This is a genomic window from Stenotrophomonas sp. BIO128-Bstrain (genome assembly GCF_030128875.1).
GTDB classification, from domain to species: domain Bacteria; phylum Pseudomonadota; class Gammaproteobacteria; order Xanthomonadales; family Xanthomonadaceae; genus Stenotrophomonas; species Stenotrophomonas bentonitica_A.
Genome location: NZ_CP124620.1, coordinates 780,486 through 793,235, shown reverse-complemented (window position 1 = coordinate 793,235; position 12,750 = coordinate 780,486). Strand labels below are relative to the sequence as shown.

At 63.1% G+C, this 12,750-nt stretch carries 19 protein-coding genes; all 19 read right to left on the bottom strand.

Annotated features, from left to right (window positions below; all coding sequences use genetic code 11):
* The 19 genes from POS15_RS03595 to POS15_RS03505 all read right to left on the bottom strand — a co-directional run bounded on the left by POS15_RS03595 (position 1) and on the right by POS15_RS03505 (position 12,744).
* Positions 1-363: a hypothetical protein gene (locus POS15_RS03595; RefSeq protein WP_284129003.1), complete on the bottom strand. Its 363-nt coding sequence runs from the start codon at positions 361-363 to the stop codon at positions 1-3.
* On the bottom strand, positions 360-989 hold the full coding sequence (locus POS15_RS03590) for a Gp138 family membrane-puncturing spike protein (protein ID WP_284129002.1): 630 nt from the start codon (positions 987-989) through the stop codon (positions 360-362). The genes POS15_RS03595 and POS15_RS03590 overlap by 4 nt, the downstream gene beginning before the upstream one ends.
* Positions 986-1,906, bottom strand: a complete 921-nt coding sequence (locus tag POS15_RS03585; RefSeq protein WP_284129001.1) for a hypothetical protein — start codon at positions 1,904-1,906, stop codon at positions 986-988. The genes POS15_RS03590 and POS15_RS03585 overlap by 4 nt, the downstream gene beginning before the upstream one ends.
* On the bottom strand, positions 1,906-2,247 hold the full coding sequence (locus POS15_RS03580; RefSeq protein WP_019185006.1) for a hypothetical protein: 342 nt from the start codon (positions 2,245-2,247) through the stop codon (positions 1,906-1,908). The genes POS15_RS03585 and POS15_RS03580 overlap by 1 nt, the downstream gene beginning before the upstream one ends.
* Positions 2,247-2,852 carry a phage baseplate protein gene (locus tag POS15_RS03575; protein ID WP_284129000.1) on the bottom strand — a complete coding sequence of 202 codons (606 nt, stop codon included), beginning with the start codon at positions 2,850-2,852 and terminating at the stop codon, positions 2,247-2,249. Before POS15_RS03575 ends, POS15_RS03580 begins: the two co-directional genes overlap by 1 nt.
* A gap of 2 nt (positions 2,853-2,854) precedes the next feature.
* The gene (locus tag POS15_RS03570; protein WP_284128999.1) at positions 2,855-3,841 is read right to left on the bottom strand and encodes a hypothetical protein; all 987 of its coding nucleotides are present in this window, start codon (positions 3,839-3,841) and stop codon (positions 2,855-2,857) included.
* A 65-nt stretch (positions 3,842-3,906) separates the two neighbouring features.
* Positions 3,907-5,919, bottom strand: a complete 2,013-nt coding sequence (locus POS15_RS03565; RefSeq protein ID WP_284128998.1) for a phage tail tape measure protein — start codon at positions 5,917-5,919, stop codon at positions 3,907-3,909.
* 2 nt (positions 5,920-5,921) lie between these two features.
* Positions 5,922-6,071, bottom strand: coding sequence for a hypothetical protein (locus POS15_RS03560; RefSeq protein WP_284128997.1), 150 nt, complete (start codon positions 6,069-6,071; stop codon positions 5,922-5,924).
* A complete protein-coding gene (locus tag POS15_RS03555) occupies positions 6,071-6,550 on the bottom strand; it encodes a phage tail assembly chaperone (RefSeq protein ID WP_284128996.1) in 480 nt (159 codons plus the stop codon). The genes POS15_RS03560 and POS15_RS03555 overlap by 1 nt, the downstream gene beginning before the upstream one ends.
* Positions 6,550-6,981: a phage protein gene (locus tag POS15_RS03550; RefSeq protein WP_284128995.1), complete on the bottom strand. Its 432-nt coding sequence runs from the start codon at positions 6,979-6,981 to the stop codon at positions 6,550-6,552. The genes POS15_RS03555 and POS15_RS03550 overlap by 1 nt, the downstream gene beginning before the upstream one ends.
* 11 nt (positions 6,982-6,992) lie before the next feature.
* On the bottom strand, positions 6,993-8,075 hold the full coding sequence (locus POS15_RS03545; protein ID WP_284128994.1) for a DUF3383 family protein: 1,083 nt from the start codon (positions 8,073-8,075) through the stop codon (positions 6,993-6,995).
* A 69-nt stretch (positions 8,076-8,144) separates the two neighbouring features.
* A complete protein-coding gene (locus POS15_RS03540) occupies positions 8,145-8,651 on the bottom strand; it encodes a hypothetical protein (RefSeq protein WP_284128993.1) in 507 nt (168 codons plus the stop codon).
* The gene (locus POS15_RS03535) at positions 8,648-9,019 is read right to left on the bottom strand and encodes a hypothetical protein (protein WP_284128992.1); all 372 of its coding nucleotides are present in this window, start codon (positions 9,017-9,019) and stop codon (positions 8,648-8,650) included. Before POS15_RS03535 ends, POS15_RS03540 begins: the two co-directional genes overlap by 4 nt.
* A complete protein-coding gene (locus POS15_RS03530; protein ID WP_284128991.1) occupies positions 9,019-9,423 on the bottom strand; it encodes a hypothetical protein in 405 nt (134 codons plus the stop codon). The genes POS15_RS03535 and POS15_RS03530 overlap by 1 nt, the downstream gene beginning before the upstream one ends.
* A gap of 32 nt (positions 9,424-9,455) precedes the next feature.
* A complete protein-coding gene (locus POS15_RS03525) occupies positions 9,456-9,857 on the bottom strand; it encodes a DUF4054 domain-containing protein (RefSeq protein WP_284128990.1) in 402 nt (133 codons plus the stop codon).
* A 3-nt stretch (positions 9,858-9,860) separates the two neighbouring features.
* Positions 9,861-10,181 (bottom strand): hypothetical protein, encoded by a 321-nt coding sequence (locus tag POS15_RS03520; RefSeq protein WP_284128989.1) that lies wholly within the window; start codon positions 10,179-10,181, stop codon positions 9,861-9,863.
* Complete coding sequence (locus POS15_RS03515; RefSeq protein ID WP_284128988.1) at positions 10,181-11,143, bottom strand: DUF2184 domain-containing protein; 963 nt, start codon at positions 11,141-11,143, stop codon at positions 10,181-10,183. The genes POS15_RS03520 and POS15_RS03515 overlap by 1 nt, the downstream gene beginning before the upstream one ends.
* Positions 11,144-11,210: 67 nt before the next feature.
* Positions 11,211-11,669, bottom strand: a complete 459-nt coding sequence (locus POS15_RS03510) for a hypothetical protein (RefSeq protein ID WP_284128987.1) — start codon at positions 11,667-11,669, stop codon at positions 11,211-11,213.
* Positions 11,670-11,673: 4 nt separating this feature from the next.
* A complete protein-coding gene (locus POS15_RS03505) occupies positions 11,674-12,744 on the bottom strand; it encodes a DUF2213 domain-containing protein (RefSeq protein ID WP_284128986.1) in 1,071 nt (356 codons plus the stop codon).
* Between the last annotated feature and the right edge of the window lie 6 nt (positions 12,745-12,750).

Genomic DNA, 12,750 nt, shown 5'->3' with positions numbered 1-12,750 from the left:
CTACTCCGAGAGATTGATGGTGTCGGCCACAAGGCCCTCAAGGGTCGATGCCTCGAAGATGACCTGAAGCGAGCGATGCTCGCGGTCGATCGTCAGCTGCATGGTGTTGACCCGAGAGACGCTTGGCACGTCGTTGATCCTGCTGCGGAGCACGGCCTCGATCTCGGTTCGGCTGGGCCTCTTCACCAGGATCGATTCCAGGTAAGGCACGCCGAACGTGGTATCGAGGAAGTACTCTCCCAGCCAGGTCAGCAGAGTCACCTTGATCTGCTGCTTGATCCGCGCGGCGCCGTCCACCAGAACAGCACTGGTCATTTCGACCGCGAGGTCATGGCCCGCGTTGAGCTTGAGGTCCAGGGTCATTGCGCCGGCTTCCCTGACATGCCGGTTCCCGGCGTGACGTTGGTGGTGAGGTGGTTCATGAGGCTGACCCCGCCGCCCGTCACATCGCCGGTTGCTTCGATCATGCCGTTGACGGTGATGTCTGCGTTGATCGTCAGGCCTGCTGGGGCGGTCACTTCGGCGGCGCCCTGCGTTGAGATCACCACGGTTCCATCGGGCGATATCGTGATGCTGGCCTGATCCAGACGGACCACCAGATTCACCGTGTCGACCGAACTGCCCCCGGGCCGGCACACCGGCGTGGCAAAGGCGTCGGACAGGTCGAACATGCGGGGATCTCCAGGGGCACCGTCCTTGCCCGAAAGCCAGTTCTCCAGAGCACGCTCCGAGAAGTGCAGGAGGACGTCATCCCCGGCGCCCAGCGGCACGGAGATGATGGCCTTGCCGCCCATGCCGCGCGGGAAGCAGACCGGCACGCTCACAATCTGCGGCGCCGGCAAGTCGTCTCCCGATGCGAGAGCCTTGCTCAGAGAGGGCTGCACGACCGCCGCGAGGCCGTCGAAGCTGACGATCTTGCCCGGCAAGCACGTATGCACATCTGCCAGCTCGGTGGCGATCAGTCTGCGGATATCGCTGGCCTGGCTCATCCCACACGCTCCACAAGGTGCATTTCGGTCGTCCAGTCGCCGCCTTGGTAGTCCCCGTTGTGGGACACCGACTCGACACGCCACAGGCCCTGAACCTGTCGGCTGTCCATCTGGACACGGTCGCCGGGGTTGATCCACGGCAGCAGCAGCGACCGCACCCGCCATCCGTCGCGGCGCTGCCGCTCGGACACGATCGTCGCGGCCACACTTCGGTCCCTTTTCTTTTTCTTCTCGGCCGTGCCCGGCTCGGCGCTGGCGTCCATCTCCCGCGCCGACTCGCGAACGCGATCGGGCGAGCCGATCAGCCCCGAATCCGCACGCAGCACGACCACGGAGCGTTCCGTGGTCCCGCGAACGGCAACGACCTGCAGGGTCTGGTTCTGGACCGACCACTCGACACCAGAGCCCCGGCACAGCTTGTGCAGTGCCTGGCGTGCCGGGCCGTAGAAGCTGAAGCCGTGATCCCAGGTCCTCGACTGCAGGGACCGCGGCATGTTCAGCACGAGTCCCATCTGGAGGGCCACGGCTTCGATGATGGTCGCCGAGTTGGCTCCCGCCCCATAGCTCAAGCTGACCGCGCTGTCGCGCAGCTCGCCGTAGCCATCCACCACGGCCAGCTCGGTGACCACGTCAGGCGTGTCAAACCGGGTAAACGAGTCAACCACAGTACCCGCAGCGAGCAAGATTCCGCCGCTCTCCTCCTCGTACCCGGCATACAGGTACGCCCGGAGGTCCGGCTTCTCCAAGGCCGCGCGGGTCGATTCCTTGAGGTTGTAGATCCGGAGTGAATGAGCGTTCGGATCCTCCTTCGAGTCCTTGGTGACATCGAACTGAATCTGCATCGGCGGCTGGATGGTGATGCCCTGCCCTCCGGCCGGGCCAACGACGAGGCGGAAGGTACGACGGAAACGAGCCATCAGCGCGGCCCTCCCTTGATTGCCGACACTTCCGCCTCCGTCATGTAGATCAGGCTTGCCTTCCCAGTGAGAAAGCCGTCACGCGGGATGGTGCTGTCGTCGCCCGGCAGCAGAGCCATCAGCTCTCCCGGCGGTACATCCAGGTAGTGGAAGCGCGCAAGCAGCGGCACGTTCGGCACGACGATGACCCCGGCCACCAGCGTCTCCTGGTTGTAGTTCTGGATCTCCATGACCCAGAACGCGGCCTCACTGTTCCAGCTCAAGCGAACGAAGAAGGTCTCACCGTCCAGCTCAACTTCCAGCAGCTGGTCGTTTGCGTCGATCGTGGGAATGCTGAACATCACATCACCCCCGGGGGACGTAGGCGCGGGCCGATGCCCAGCGTGGCGTTGACGTAGTCGGTAGCCGCCTGCTGTTGCTTCTCGCTAAGGTCCGCGGCGTTGACCTTTCCGCCGCTGGTGCGGGTCGAACCAGCCTTGCCCTTGGCGCTTACAGCCGCCTTGTCCTCAGGAACCGTATCGGTCTGCAGCTGCGCCTTGAGGATCTTGCGGAAGTCGCACTCGACCGTGAAATGATCCCCTTCGTTGGTGCGCCCGATCCTGCACCGTTCCATCACCATGTCCGTGTAGTTGTCCATGCCGGTGGAGATGCTGATCGGCGTTCGAGCCTCGTGCAGCTGCCGAAACACGTCCTTGGCCTGGATCAGCTTCTGCCACCCGCCTGCGCCATAGACCGTGATCTCAGCCGAGGTAACTTGCCCTGTGAGCGAGAGCTTCTCGGCGTCGCTGGAGACGTTGTCTGTGATGCTCCCGCCGTCCTCGACCGGGTAGATGGTCGCGTAGCTGTCAAGGATGGTGTCCTCGCTCACAAGCGCATCCAGTTGCAGGGTGCCGATGACGGCGCGCGTGCCGAACACCGAATTGAACGTCAATGCGGTAAGCGACATGGTCAATACCCGATTGCGAACCAGAACATCCCAGACCAGTTCGCCGAGGCGTCACCTGGCTTCTGGATGTAGGTTTGAAATTGCGTGGCCGACGGGACACCCACGATCTGGAGGAAGGCGTCGATCCCGGCATTACCCGCCGCGATTCGCTCCGACGTGACCACCGTCAGGCACGCGCTGGGGAAAGGAATCGGGAACGTAATGGTCGGACCCGGACCTTCGGCCATGCCAGAAGCCGGGATAAATCGACCCCACTGAAGGATGAGGCCCTGCTGCCCGTTATCTGTACCGAGCCGTGCAAATCCATTCTCCGCCAGCGACAGTTCCGCCAGCTTCAAGAAGGTGCCCATGTCCAGGTTCGCGCGCGCCTGCCCGGCCGCCGTTGCTCCCGTCCCGCCCTTGGAGACAGCAAGCGTGCCTGGAACGTCACCAAGCGTGATGTCCAGCTGGTGACTGTGGCTTGTCCCGCCCGCCGAATTCGACGAGCTCGTCGTGATGGTGCTGGGCGTGCCCATGCTGATGACGCGGTCAGATCCGAACGTGCCGCCTCCGGTGAGCCCAGCACCCGCGGTGAACTGCCGACTCGCAAAGACGAAGGAGCCGAGGTCCGTCCCATCTACCTGTGCCTTCAGCCCGGCGCTCCCGCCCCACCCGATATGCACCTTGTTCGAAGACTGTCCGGCGCCGCCGCCCTGCTGCACAGGGGTAAATCCGATGTTGAACTTCGAGTAGAGGGCGTCCCACAGCGTACCGGTATCGTCCGGCACGAGCGTCATGCCCGCCGCGTCGGTGACGCCCTTGAGCTGACCAAACAGCCACTGCTGGCGCTGCCCGTCAAGATGGTGCACGGCGTTGAACTGCTCCACCGCCGGCGGCGTCTGGCCAATGAAGTTCCACCCGACCTTGACCGCCTCCTGGCTGAGCGTGGCAACCTGACCATCACTCGCCCAGGTGAACGAGAAGCCGTCGAAAAAGGTCATGTCTGCCATGAGGATCCATCTGGCCTTGTGTAGTGGGTGCCGCGGTGGGAGGTGACCACCAGCGCGGCACCGGGTTAGAACGCTTCGACCGCAGTCGGAAGCTGATACTGGAAGCTGCTCAGAGCCTTGGAGGTCCCTCGCTGGGCGGCAGCGCCGTGGGCGGCAGCGTTGGACCCCGCGGGAACAGACAGGTTCACCGTGGCGTGGTTAGTCACGCTTGGCGGAACCATCTGCCACGTGCGGGGAGAGTTCATTGCTCCTGGCGCCATCCAATTTGCCGCTCCCGTGGTTTTTGAGTCTCGGCTGACTGTTCCGCCCATCAGCATTTTCGCCACTTCTTCATTGGTGTACGAGTTGGCGATTCGATCCCATGCGGCCTTGAGGAAGTCTCCCGCGGAGAGATTTGTGGAAGCCTTAAGCCACTCTCCGCGCTTGACGTTCTCGGCGCCGACGCTATTCCCTTGGGCGGCAATTTCGTCCGGGGTGGGCAGTCCCAACATCCCAAGTCCAGCAATCGCAAGCTCAGAAAGCCCAGCTACCAGCCCGAGCTTAGCCAGGAAGCCTGCAATACCGGTTGTGGCTGCTCCCGCCACACCTGGTAGTCCGCCGATAGCCCCACTGAGTATCCGAAGGCGCGTGGCAGCGAGGCTCGCGATCTGAAGAGCGATGATTGCTGTCTTAAGGGCGAGAATTCCAACTATTGTCAAGACAATTGCCGCAGCGAGCCCGCGGTTCTTATCTATCCAGTCAGCCACCTTCTGGACTACGGGCGCCAGCGCCCGCGAGACGGCGGTAACGGCCGGCTCCAGCGCAGAGCCCAATGACTTCGAAAGATTATCGATGGCGATGTTGACTGACTTTAGCTGCTCTGCCTCAGTGCCAACCATCCTCTCAAAGTCGCGATCGGTTGTTCCGCTCGACTGCTGCAGCGACACCCGCTTGATACGCTGGTATTCGGAGTAGTTCTGCAGCATCGGACGCAAGAAGTTCTGGACCTGCATGTCTTGGAACAGCTCGCCCAGCTTCTTCTGATCGCCACCGGTTGCCTTTGCGATAGCCTCAATCGCCGCTTCTAGCGGATTTCTTCCGCCCTTCTGCGCATCAGTAACGACCTTGTAAAGGTCGAGGTTAAAGTTCTTCTCGGCCTTATTTAGTGTGTCAGGAGACAGAATCTTGGAAAGGAAATTTTGGAGGTTCGTAGCTGCCTCATCGGCAGTGGCAGCGCCCTTTCGGGCGATCTCCAAGGATGCCGCCATCGTTGCAGCCGCTTCCGTGCCTTGCATCTTCAATGCCTGGAACTGGGACCCGAGCACGGGCAGCACGCGAGCCATATCCTTCAACTCGACATTACCTTCCTTGCCAGCGGTAGCCAGGATGTCAATCGCTTGCTGCAGTCCCGCAGGGTCGATCTTCAAGGCGTCCTGCAAAGTGAAGGCTGCCTGCGCAAGATCCTGAATATCTGCACCTGCCGCGGTCGTGGCCCGGCCGATGGTCCTGATGCTTTCCTGTGCTGTTTTCGCATCCATGCCCGCCGCAACCAAATAGCCAAGCGCGGCCTGAAGGTCATCAGCGTTCTGGTTGGTCGCCCGGGCCTGACTCAGGATCGTGTCGCGGAGTCCTGCTATCTCTTTTGGGCTCATCTCTGCAGTATTGCCAATCAGCTGGTTTTCACGATTGAACCTAGCTGCGTTCAGAGTTGGCCTTACCAGCAAGGCGTATGCAGCAACGGTCGTCGCTGCCGCACTTCCCGCCAGTTTGCCGTTGAGCTTGGAAGCTCGGCTTTCGAGCTTGTTCAAAGATGCGGTAGCGTCCCTAGTTCCTTTCCTGACGCTTTCGCTGAAGTCACGACCGAATTGCTTCGCCTTCGAAGACATCCGGTCGATGGCATACGCCGCCTTGCCAACTCCTCGCTCCAGGCGACCAGTAGTAGCTACTGAGCCGTTAAGAGCAGTGTTGAGCTTATTGTTTGCAGCCTTTGCTGCGGAGTTGATTTTTAGCTCCGCCTTTTTGTAGCCATCCACGTATTTCTTGAGGTTGCCATCCTTCAGCTCGTAACGCAGCTGAGTGACAAGTTCGCGCAAGGCCATGGCTACTTCCCGGTTGTCTTCGCCGCCGCGGCTTCGGCCGCCTCGCGGGCGTCGATAAGGGCGTTGATCTTGATGAGGTCCATGAGGTCAACCGATCCTTGGTTGACCTCAGTCATGGTCACGTGCCCGGCCATGACCGGGCGGAAGATCATCAACTCTCGCTCGAGTTCCGGTTGGAACTTTCCAACTGGTTGCCCAGCTTCTCTTTCAGGCCCGGACCAGAGAGGCCGAGCCAGCGCCCCAAAGGGCCGGCGAAGTTCAGCTTGATGATGTGGAACAGCAACTCCAGGATCTCAGCGAAATCCTCGAATGCGTCATCCATATTGGCCTTGGTGAGCTTTCGAGCGTCCTTGCCGTTCTTTTCGTAGGTGACGCGCTCCGGATCGATCAGGCGATCGCACCAGGCGTCGAGCGCCTTGCCGTCCAGGGAGACCGAGAACGACTTGATGCCGGCGAGCAGGGTCTCGGGGTTGATATCCCCGCCATCCTCACTGGCCACCGAGGCGAGCACCCCGCCCAAGCTGGGGAGCAGGTCCTTCTGGAGGTCGCCGAAGATGCGCAGGGCGTCGCGCGGCGCGAAGGTCTGGAGGTAGAACGTCGTGGCGCCGATGACCACTTCCTGGCGGGCCATCAGCGTGCGCCTCCGACGTGGTAGATCGCGTCGTTGGACGTTTCGAGCGTCCACTCACGGGTGCCAACGGTTGCACCGAACTCCGAATTCGGCTTCTTCACCACCCACGAGCCGGCGTCCGCGATCAGCGTTCGACCGGTCAGATCGGTAATGGCCATCGGGAGCGCGCCCTGCCCGTGCGATGCCCGGTCGAACTCGGCGGCTGCCGACAGCACGTCGTTGCTCTTGCTGGTCTGCAGCAGGGTCAGGGTGACCTGCAGCGAGCGGTTCTGGGACATCGAACGGGCTTTTTCGCCGTTGGCGCCCACCACTGAGCTGATGCCATCGCCCATCTCCTCAACGGAGATGAACGTGTCCTCGGCATAGCCGGTGATGATGTGCGGCCCGAAGGTGATGATCACCTGCGAGGAATCGTAGGTCTTGACGCCCATGGGCGAGGTCCTCAGATGCTGTAAGAAAGAGTGCCGGTGATTTCGGTCGTGTGGATGGCGCCAGCCAGTCGGGCGGAGAAGCGGATGCCCTCCAGCAGGCGCTGGGACTTCACGCTGTCTGCGATCTCTGCCAGGCCTGGATAGGTGATCCGATACGACTCAAGGACGTTGTCACTGGCGTCGGTCTCCTTGGGCGCGATGCCGCCGGCAGTAACACCCGCATCGAGCGCGGCTCGAAGGGCGGTGACGATGACTTGGATGCCTGCACTGGTGTACGGGATCTTGCCGTCGGCCTTGGCCAACACGTCCACCACGCCGGTCTGCACTCGATCCTTGAGCCAATCGCGGAAGCGGATGATGTCGATCCACTCACCGCTGGCAACAGTTCCGTACTGGGTCAGGCCCAGGTTTCGGAACTGCTCGAAGGTGTTGGCGTTCTTCCCGCGCGCGATCTGCGACTGCCCCTCGGTCAGCGGATCGGTCTGCACGCCAGTCAGGCGCACGTTGGCCCACGTCTCGGCGCCGGGCTCATAGGTGAACCGATTGGCCGCCAACGCGGCCTCCAGCCACTCTGTGCCCGCGTTAGCGTGATACCAGAGCGCGGTGCGGTTGTAGTTGAGCGCCTTCAGCTGGCTTGCGATGTCTGCGTCGCCCGCGGCAATGATCGAGGCATCGCCACTGCTGGCAAGCTGCAGCTTTTCGTTGGCCTCGACCCACGCAGCCGCCTCCATGATGTCGGCGGCAGCACGAGACAGCTGGATCAGCGCGTACCAGCCGCTATGGGCGGCGCGGATTGCAACCAGCGCCTCTGTGATGGTCTCTGTCGGATCGCCGTCTTCGTCCAACGTCCGGCGGCCGATGTAGACCTGGTCAATGGCGCGATCCTGCTGGAAAACAGTCTGAACGGCCTTGTAGAGAGGGTCGGCCAGTTCAATGCCGTGATCCAGCAGCTCATCAGCCGAAGTGACCAGGAACACTCGTTCCTCGGTGTCCGGCAAGGCTGCGAGGAACAGCAGATCGCTGAAAGACTGCTGATTGATCGAGGTGGTCGCCAAGGAAATCTCGACCTTGGCGATGCGGTTGATGGATGCCATTGCAGGTTGCTCCTGGGCATGGAAACGAGCGCCTGATGGCGCTGGCGGGCTTTTTCTGTTGCTGGAGGCTCAGATGGCGATGGAGGCTTCGAACTTGTCGACCAACTCTGTCTGACCCTGCAGGGCTATCTCGCCCTTTACTGTTTTGATCAGCCCGACGACTTCGTCGTGCTGTTTGGTGTAGCGAATGCCGATGTCCATCACTGCGCGGGGCTCGTACTTGCCCCCATCGCGCAGCACTGGCACGTTCTGGACTGCATCCGCAGCGTAGACAGCGAGATTGGCTGCGAGCGCATGCGCGAGCATTCCCGGGCCTTTGAGACGCTGGCTGAGATCATCAAGTGCGTCGAAACCACCATCGCCGAAGCACTGAAGCTCGACGGTTGCGTCACGGTGGCCTGCGTAGGTCTGGACCCCCTCCTCAGACAGATCACCTTCCAGCACGCCCTGCCGCGGCGCGGTGCCGACCCGAAGCGTGATGTACGGCAGCTTGGGGCGAGGGCCGTTCTGATTCGCGAAGATCACCTGCAGCTGCGTAGCCTGGCTGACCAAGGCGAGAATCTCGTCTTCGATCATGAGCCCTCCTCCGCCGTGGGCTTCTGCCTGACCGCCAGATAGCGGTAGTGGTCCACGCCGCGCATACCGACGTTCCAATCGCCGCCGGCGGTGACCAGGTATCGATCGCCGCGATGAATGACCAGATCGCCGTTCTGCGCGGTATCGCCGGCCACCACCAGCTCGGTCCTGGTGTAGATCCGGATAGCCGACTCGACCCGCCGGCCCTCAGCGAGAGCCTGGAGCTGGTCGTAGTCGTCCTTTTTGGCCGGCTGGATGCTGGCCCGAAAGGTCGTCTCCGACTCTTCCCCATCAACCCAGCGGCCTTTGACATATCCACCGGCAGTCCGGGTGATACGCGGGAGTGTTCGTTCGCCGAGCATCGCCATCAAGTCTTCTCCCAGCGGATGGCGTTGACCAGGACCCCATCGTCGATAAGCGGCACATCGCTCCCCTTCACGTTGATAGTGGAGAGGGCGTTTGGCACCGCCCACGAGTTAGAGGCACGCACGTGCGCCCTCTGGTTGTTCTGCGCAAACTCACCAAGCTGCGCCAGACCTACATCTACCGGGGTGCCCCGCTCGATCAGCGTAGCAACGCGATCCATTGCCATCCCAAGCACCCTCTCATTCCTCTGTGCAAAGTCCCGGATGAAGGGCCGCGCAGGAATGGTCTCAGTGCCGAACTCGTTGTAGATGGCAATGTCCAGGATGCTGGTGCCTTGATGCGCCCCGGCATCGGACTGGATACCCACTTTCACGCCGTGGCCATCCAAGGCATGCACGTTGCGCACGAAGGCATCCAGCCCGTCGCTATTCGACCTCGTTACGGCGGACATCCGCAGCAACCTCCGACTACCGGACTGACGGTGATGGCACCCACGCGCGTGCAGATGTCATTGAGGGCCTTCCAGCGCCCGTAGTAGCCGGCGGGGTCGGAAACCCCGTCGGCGCCGGAGACGTCCCCGGTATAGGTGCGACTGAGGTCGCCGTCGGTCTGGGATTTCACCCCTACCGGGACGACCTCGCCGGCTTCATTCGCTGCCTTCGCCTGCTCCCTGGCGTAGAGCAGCCACGCTGCGTACAGCGCGACAGCTTCATCTGCCTTGGTCTTGGTCAGGCATGCGGGACGGTAGGCCTCCGCCAACGAGAGGGCCATCTCCTTCTCTTCCGGCGTGGCCGTCAGCCCCGGCGCAAGAAAGTCCAGGATCTCGATGACTTCGGCCATGGGTCAGGTCGTCCCGTTGCTGTCGTCGCCGCCGCTGGCCTTCTTCTCGGCTTCGGCGATGGCATCCCTCAGCTTTTCGATGCCCCAGTTGCCGCCGACGTTCGGAATGCCCAGCTCCTTGGCGCGCGCGACGAGTGCCGCCTTGTCCTCGCCGTCGCTGCCGCCGGCCGCCGCAGCCGAGCCGGCCGAAGCCAGCTGCAGAATCTCGGCCTTGACCAGCTTCTCGAGGTTGGGGGTCGGCTTTGCGTCGAAGGTTGCGCCAGGAGCGACGACCTTGCCACCGTGCACGTGGGCTCCGACGGAATTGTTCTTGTAGGTGGCCATCAGAGCACCGCCTTGGTGAATGCCAGGGGATAGAAGACCGACACGCCCGCGCTGCGGGCCATGCAGGGCACGACCAGCTCCAGGTTGCGCGGCTGGGCCGGCAGCTGGTTGAACTGCATCGGGACGTCGTGGGTGATGTTGTCCGGGGCAAACTCGCCGGCGATGATCAGATCATCCCCGCCCGGGCCCGCGCCGGTCAGCTCGGCCAGCTCCTCGAACACCAGCCCCGGGTGCTTGCGGCGGAAGAACTCGGCGACGGTCAGGCCGTTCGAATCCGGCAGGCGCTTGGAGCTGATGATCGACAGCGGCTCGGTGGCCATGGCGATCTTGTTGACCGTGTGCACGCCCTTGGACTGCACGCGCACCGCGTTGTAGATGAGGTCCAGGTCGGCCAGCATCACGTCGGCGTCGGTCGCCATGGTCCAGCCACCGGTGATGGTGGTGGTGCCGATGTTCGGGTGGTTGGTCAGGCCGAACAGGCCGTAATCGGCATCGCCGACCATGCCGATCAGGTTGAGCTTGATCTCGATCGCCAGGCGCGCGGCGTTGGCCTTGCGGGTCGGCAGGTTGGCGCCGGTGGCGTTGGAGGCGATCAGCTCATTGACGTTGTAGCCGTAGCTGTCGCCGATGGTCTTGACCCGGATGGTCTTCTCGATGCGGCTCACGTCGGCGCGCGGAAGGTCATCGGCATAGTTCGCGATGACCTTGGCGATACCGACCGAGTCATACACCGAGTGGGTGATGGTTTCGGCCCATTCCGGGACGTCGCTGGACGGCGGGACGAGCGTCAGCCCCTTCATCGGGGGCAGCTGGCGGTCGTAGGTGCGGGTGCGGACGTAGTCGAGCTGGCGGGCGGTGAAGATCCCAGCGTCCTGCCGGATCAGATCGGCTCCGGAATTCTGCTGGAACTGTCCCACGGCAACGACATCGGCCTCGTCGTAGTGCAGATGAGTGGCGGGCATTGGGGTTTCCTAAAAAAGGAAGCCGCCCGTAGGCGGCTGAGAGAGAGGGGTTGCTGGACCGACCCTGTTACGGGGCGGCCGGAGTGGTGGCGAAGGGGTTGTGCAGTTCGACCAGCGCGACGTTGCTGGACACGCCGGCGGCATCGGTCACAGCCACGATGCCGCTGCGGAATACCGCATTGGGCAGCGCGGTGCCGGCGTTGGCCACACGGCCATCGGCGTTGAACGACACAGGGCCATCCTCCGTGACCACGCCGGCCGGGGCAACCTGCGCCCAGACATGACCCTTGGTCATGACCGAGGCACAGTCGTACTGCACGTAGCCGGCACCGGTGATGGTGTGGCTGTGCAGGCTGATGCCGCGCACCTTGGTGCCGGCGCCCTGGACCAGGACCTTGCTGGCGTTGGTGCCAGTGACCAGGCCAAGGCCCAGCCCTGCGGCCCCCACCGGGAACGATTCGACACGGTCATCGCCTGCGTCGCCCTTCATGCCCGCAAATGCGCGGCTCTGATAATCCTCGTACATCGGTTCAGTCCTCGGTGGTTTCGCCGCTCGCGCGGGCGATCATGCGCTCACGCGCGGAACGGGCGTCCTGGCGGACTTCCGGCTTGCCGCTGGCCGGCGGGGTGATCTCGTGGCGCTGGTGGGCCACGGCGTCCTGGCGCTGACCCTTGTCGGCGACGGCCAGGTCGTAGGCCGCCTCGATGTAGCCTTCGGACTTGCCGGTCAGATCGAAGCTGTCGCCGCGCACCTTCTTGATCACCGCGGTGCGGATCTCGGTGTCGGTGGCGTCCTGCTTGAATTCGGCGCCGACCTTGGTGGCGGTGTCTTCGAGCTTGAGGCGGGCCTTGGCGGCGGTGGCCGCGTCCTGGCGGATCTTCTCGGCGTCCTTCTCCGCGTCCTTCAGCTTGGCCTCGGCGGCGTCGGCGCGTGCGCGCTCCTTATCGGCATCCGACCGGGATGCGGTCAGGGCGTCCTGGCTGGCCTGGTACGCATTGGCGACTTCGGGCGCCGCCTCGTAGGACAGGCCGCTATCCAAGCGAACTTGCACCATGTTCGTGGGCATGGGGTTGTCTTCCTCAGTTGTGTCGGCGTCTGCCGCATCGAGATTGAGCCGGGCGTTGCCCGCACGGCCACGGGGGACCAAGGCGATGTGATTCACCCTGATGTTTCGCTGCACGGCGTCGTAGCGCTCGCCGTTGATCTCGCCCGGGGTTTCGTCCAGGTCGAGCGTGTATCCGTTGCTCAGCTCCTTGGCGCCGGCATCGATCGCTGAGGTGTCGTAGATCATCAGATCGCCGAGCACGTCGTTGCCGTCCGCCCTCCCCTCGCCGAGACATGCGCCACAGGTGTGGAGCTTGGCGTTCTTCGACGTCACCAGCCCGGGATGGCCGATGGTGATCGGCTTGCCCTTGTAGCTGGCCAGGGAGTCGGCGTGGAACACCTCCTCCGGCGGACGGTATTCGCGGCGGATGGAGCCATTGGGCTGTCGGTATTCGAAGATCCCGGTTCGCGTGAGCACGGCCGTGTCCTGCACGAAGCCCTCGGCCGTGCGAGTGGCACGCAGCGGCATGCGGTCGAACCGCTGAACGGTTGGCATGGTTGA

Excerpts from the sequence above, each read along its gene's own strand:
- POS15_RS03575 (WP_284129000.1), bottom strand. The coding sequence starts at position 2,852 with ATGTCGCTTACCGCATTGACGTTCAATTCGGTGTTCGGCACGCGCGCC.
- POS15_RS03555 (WP_284128996.1), bottom strand. The coding sequence starts at position 6,550 with ATGGCCCGCCAGGAAGTGGTCATCGGCGCCACGACGTTCTACCTCCAG.
- POS15_RS03510 (WP_284128987.1), bottom strand. The coding sequence starts at position 11,669 with ATGTACGAGGATTATCAGAGCCGCGCATTTGCGGGCATGAAGGGCGAC.
- POS15_RS03520 (WP_284128989.1), bottom strand. The coding sequence starts at position 10,181 with ATGGCCACCTACAAGAACAATTCCGTCGGAGCCCACGTGCACGGTGGC.
- POS15_RS03580 (WP_019185006.1), bottom strand. The coding sequence starts at position 2,247 with ATGTTCAGCATTCCCACGATCGACGCAAACGACCAGCTGCTGGAAGTT.
- POS15_RS03595 (WP_284129003.1), bottom strand. The coding sequence starts at position 363 with ATGACCCTGGACCTCAAGCTCAACGCGGGCCATGACCTCGCGGTCGAA.
- POS15_RS03535 (WP_284128992.1), bottom strand. The coding sequence starts at position 9,019 with ATGGCGATGCTCGGCGAACGAACACTCCCGCGTATCACCCGGACTGCC.
- POS15_RS03545 (WP_284128994.1), bottom strand. The coding sequence starts at position 8,075 with ATGGCATCCATCAACCGCATCGCCAAGGTCGAGATTTCCTTGGCGACC.
- POS15_RS03565 (WP_284128998.1), bottom strand. The coding sequence starts at position 5,919 with ATGGCCTTGCGCGAACTTGTCACTCAGCTGCGTTACGAGCTGAAGGAT.
- POS15_RS03590 (WP_284129002.1), bottom strand. The coding sequence starts at position 989 with ATGAGCCAGGCCAGCGATATCCGCAGACTGATCGCCACCGAGCTGGCA.
- POS15_RS03570 (WP_284128999.1), bottom strand. The coding sequence starts at position 3,841 with ATGGCAGACATGACCTTTTTCGACGGCTTCTCGTTCACCTGGGCGAGT.
- POS15_RS03560 (WP_284128997.1), bottom strand. The coding sequence starts at position 6,071 with ATGATCTTCCGCCCGGTCATGGCCGGGCACGTGACCATGACTGAGGTC.
- POS15_RS03550 (WP_284128995.1), bottom strand. The coding sequence starts at position 6,981 with ATGGGCGTCAAGACCTACGATTCCTCGCAGGTGATCATCACCTTCGGG.
- POS15_RS03585 (WP_284129001.1), bottom strand. The coding sequence starts at position 1,906 with ATGGCTCGTTTCCGTCGTACCTTCCGCCTCGTCGTTGGCCCGGCCGGA.
- POS15_RS03525 (WP_284128990.1), bottom strand. The coding sequence starts at position 9,857 with ATGGCCGAAGTCATCGAGATCCTGGACTTTCTTGCGCCGGGGCTGACG.
- POS15_RS03540 (WP_284128993.1), bottom strand. The coding sequence starts at position 8,651 with ATGATCGAAGACGAGATTCTCGCCTTGGTCAGCCAGGCTACGCAGCTG.
- POS15_RS03515 (WP_284128988.1), bottom strand. The coding sequence starts at position 11,143 with ATGCCCGCCACTCATCTGCACTACGACGAGGCCGATGTCGTTGCCGTG.
- POS15_RS03505 (WP_284128986.1), bottom strand. The coding sequence starts at position 12,744 with ATGCCAACCGTTCAGCGGTTCGACCGCATGCCGCTGCGTGCCACTCGC.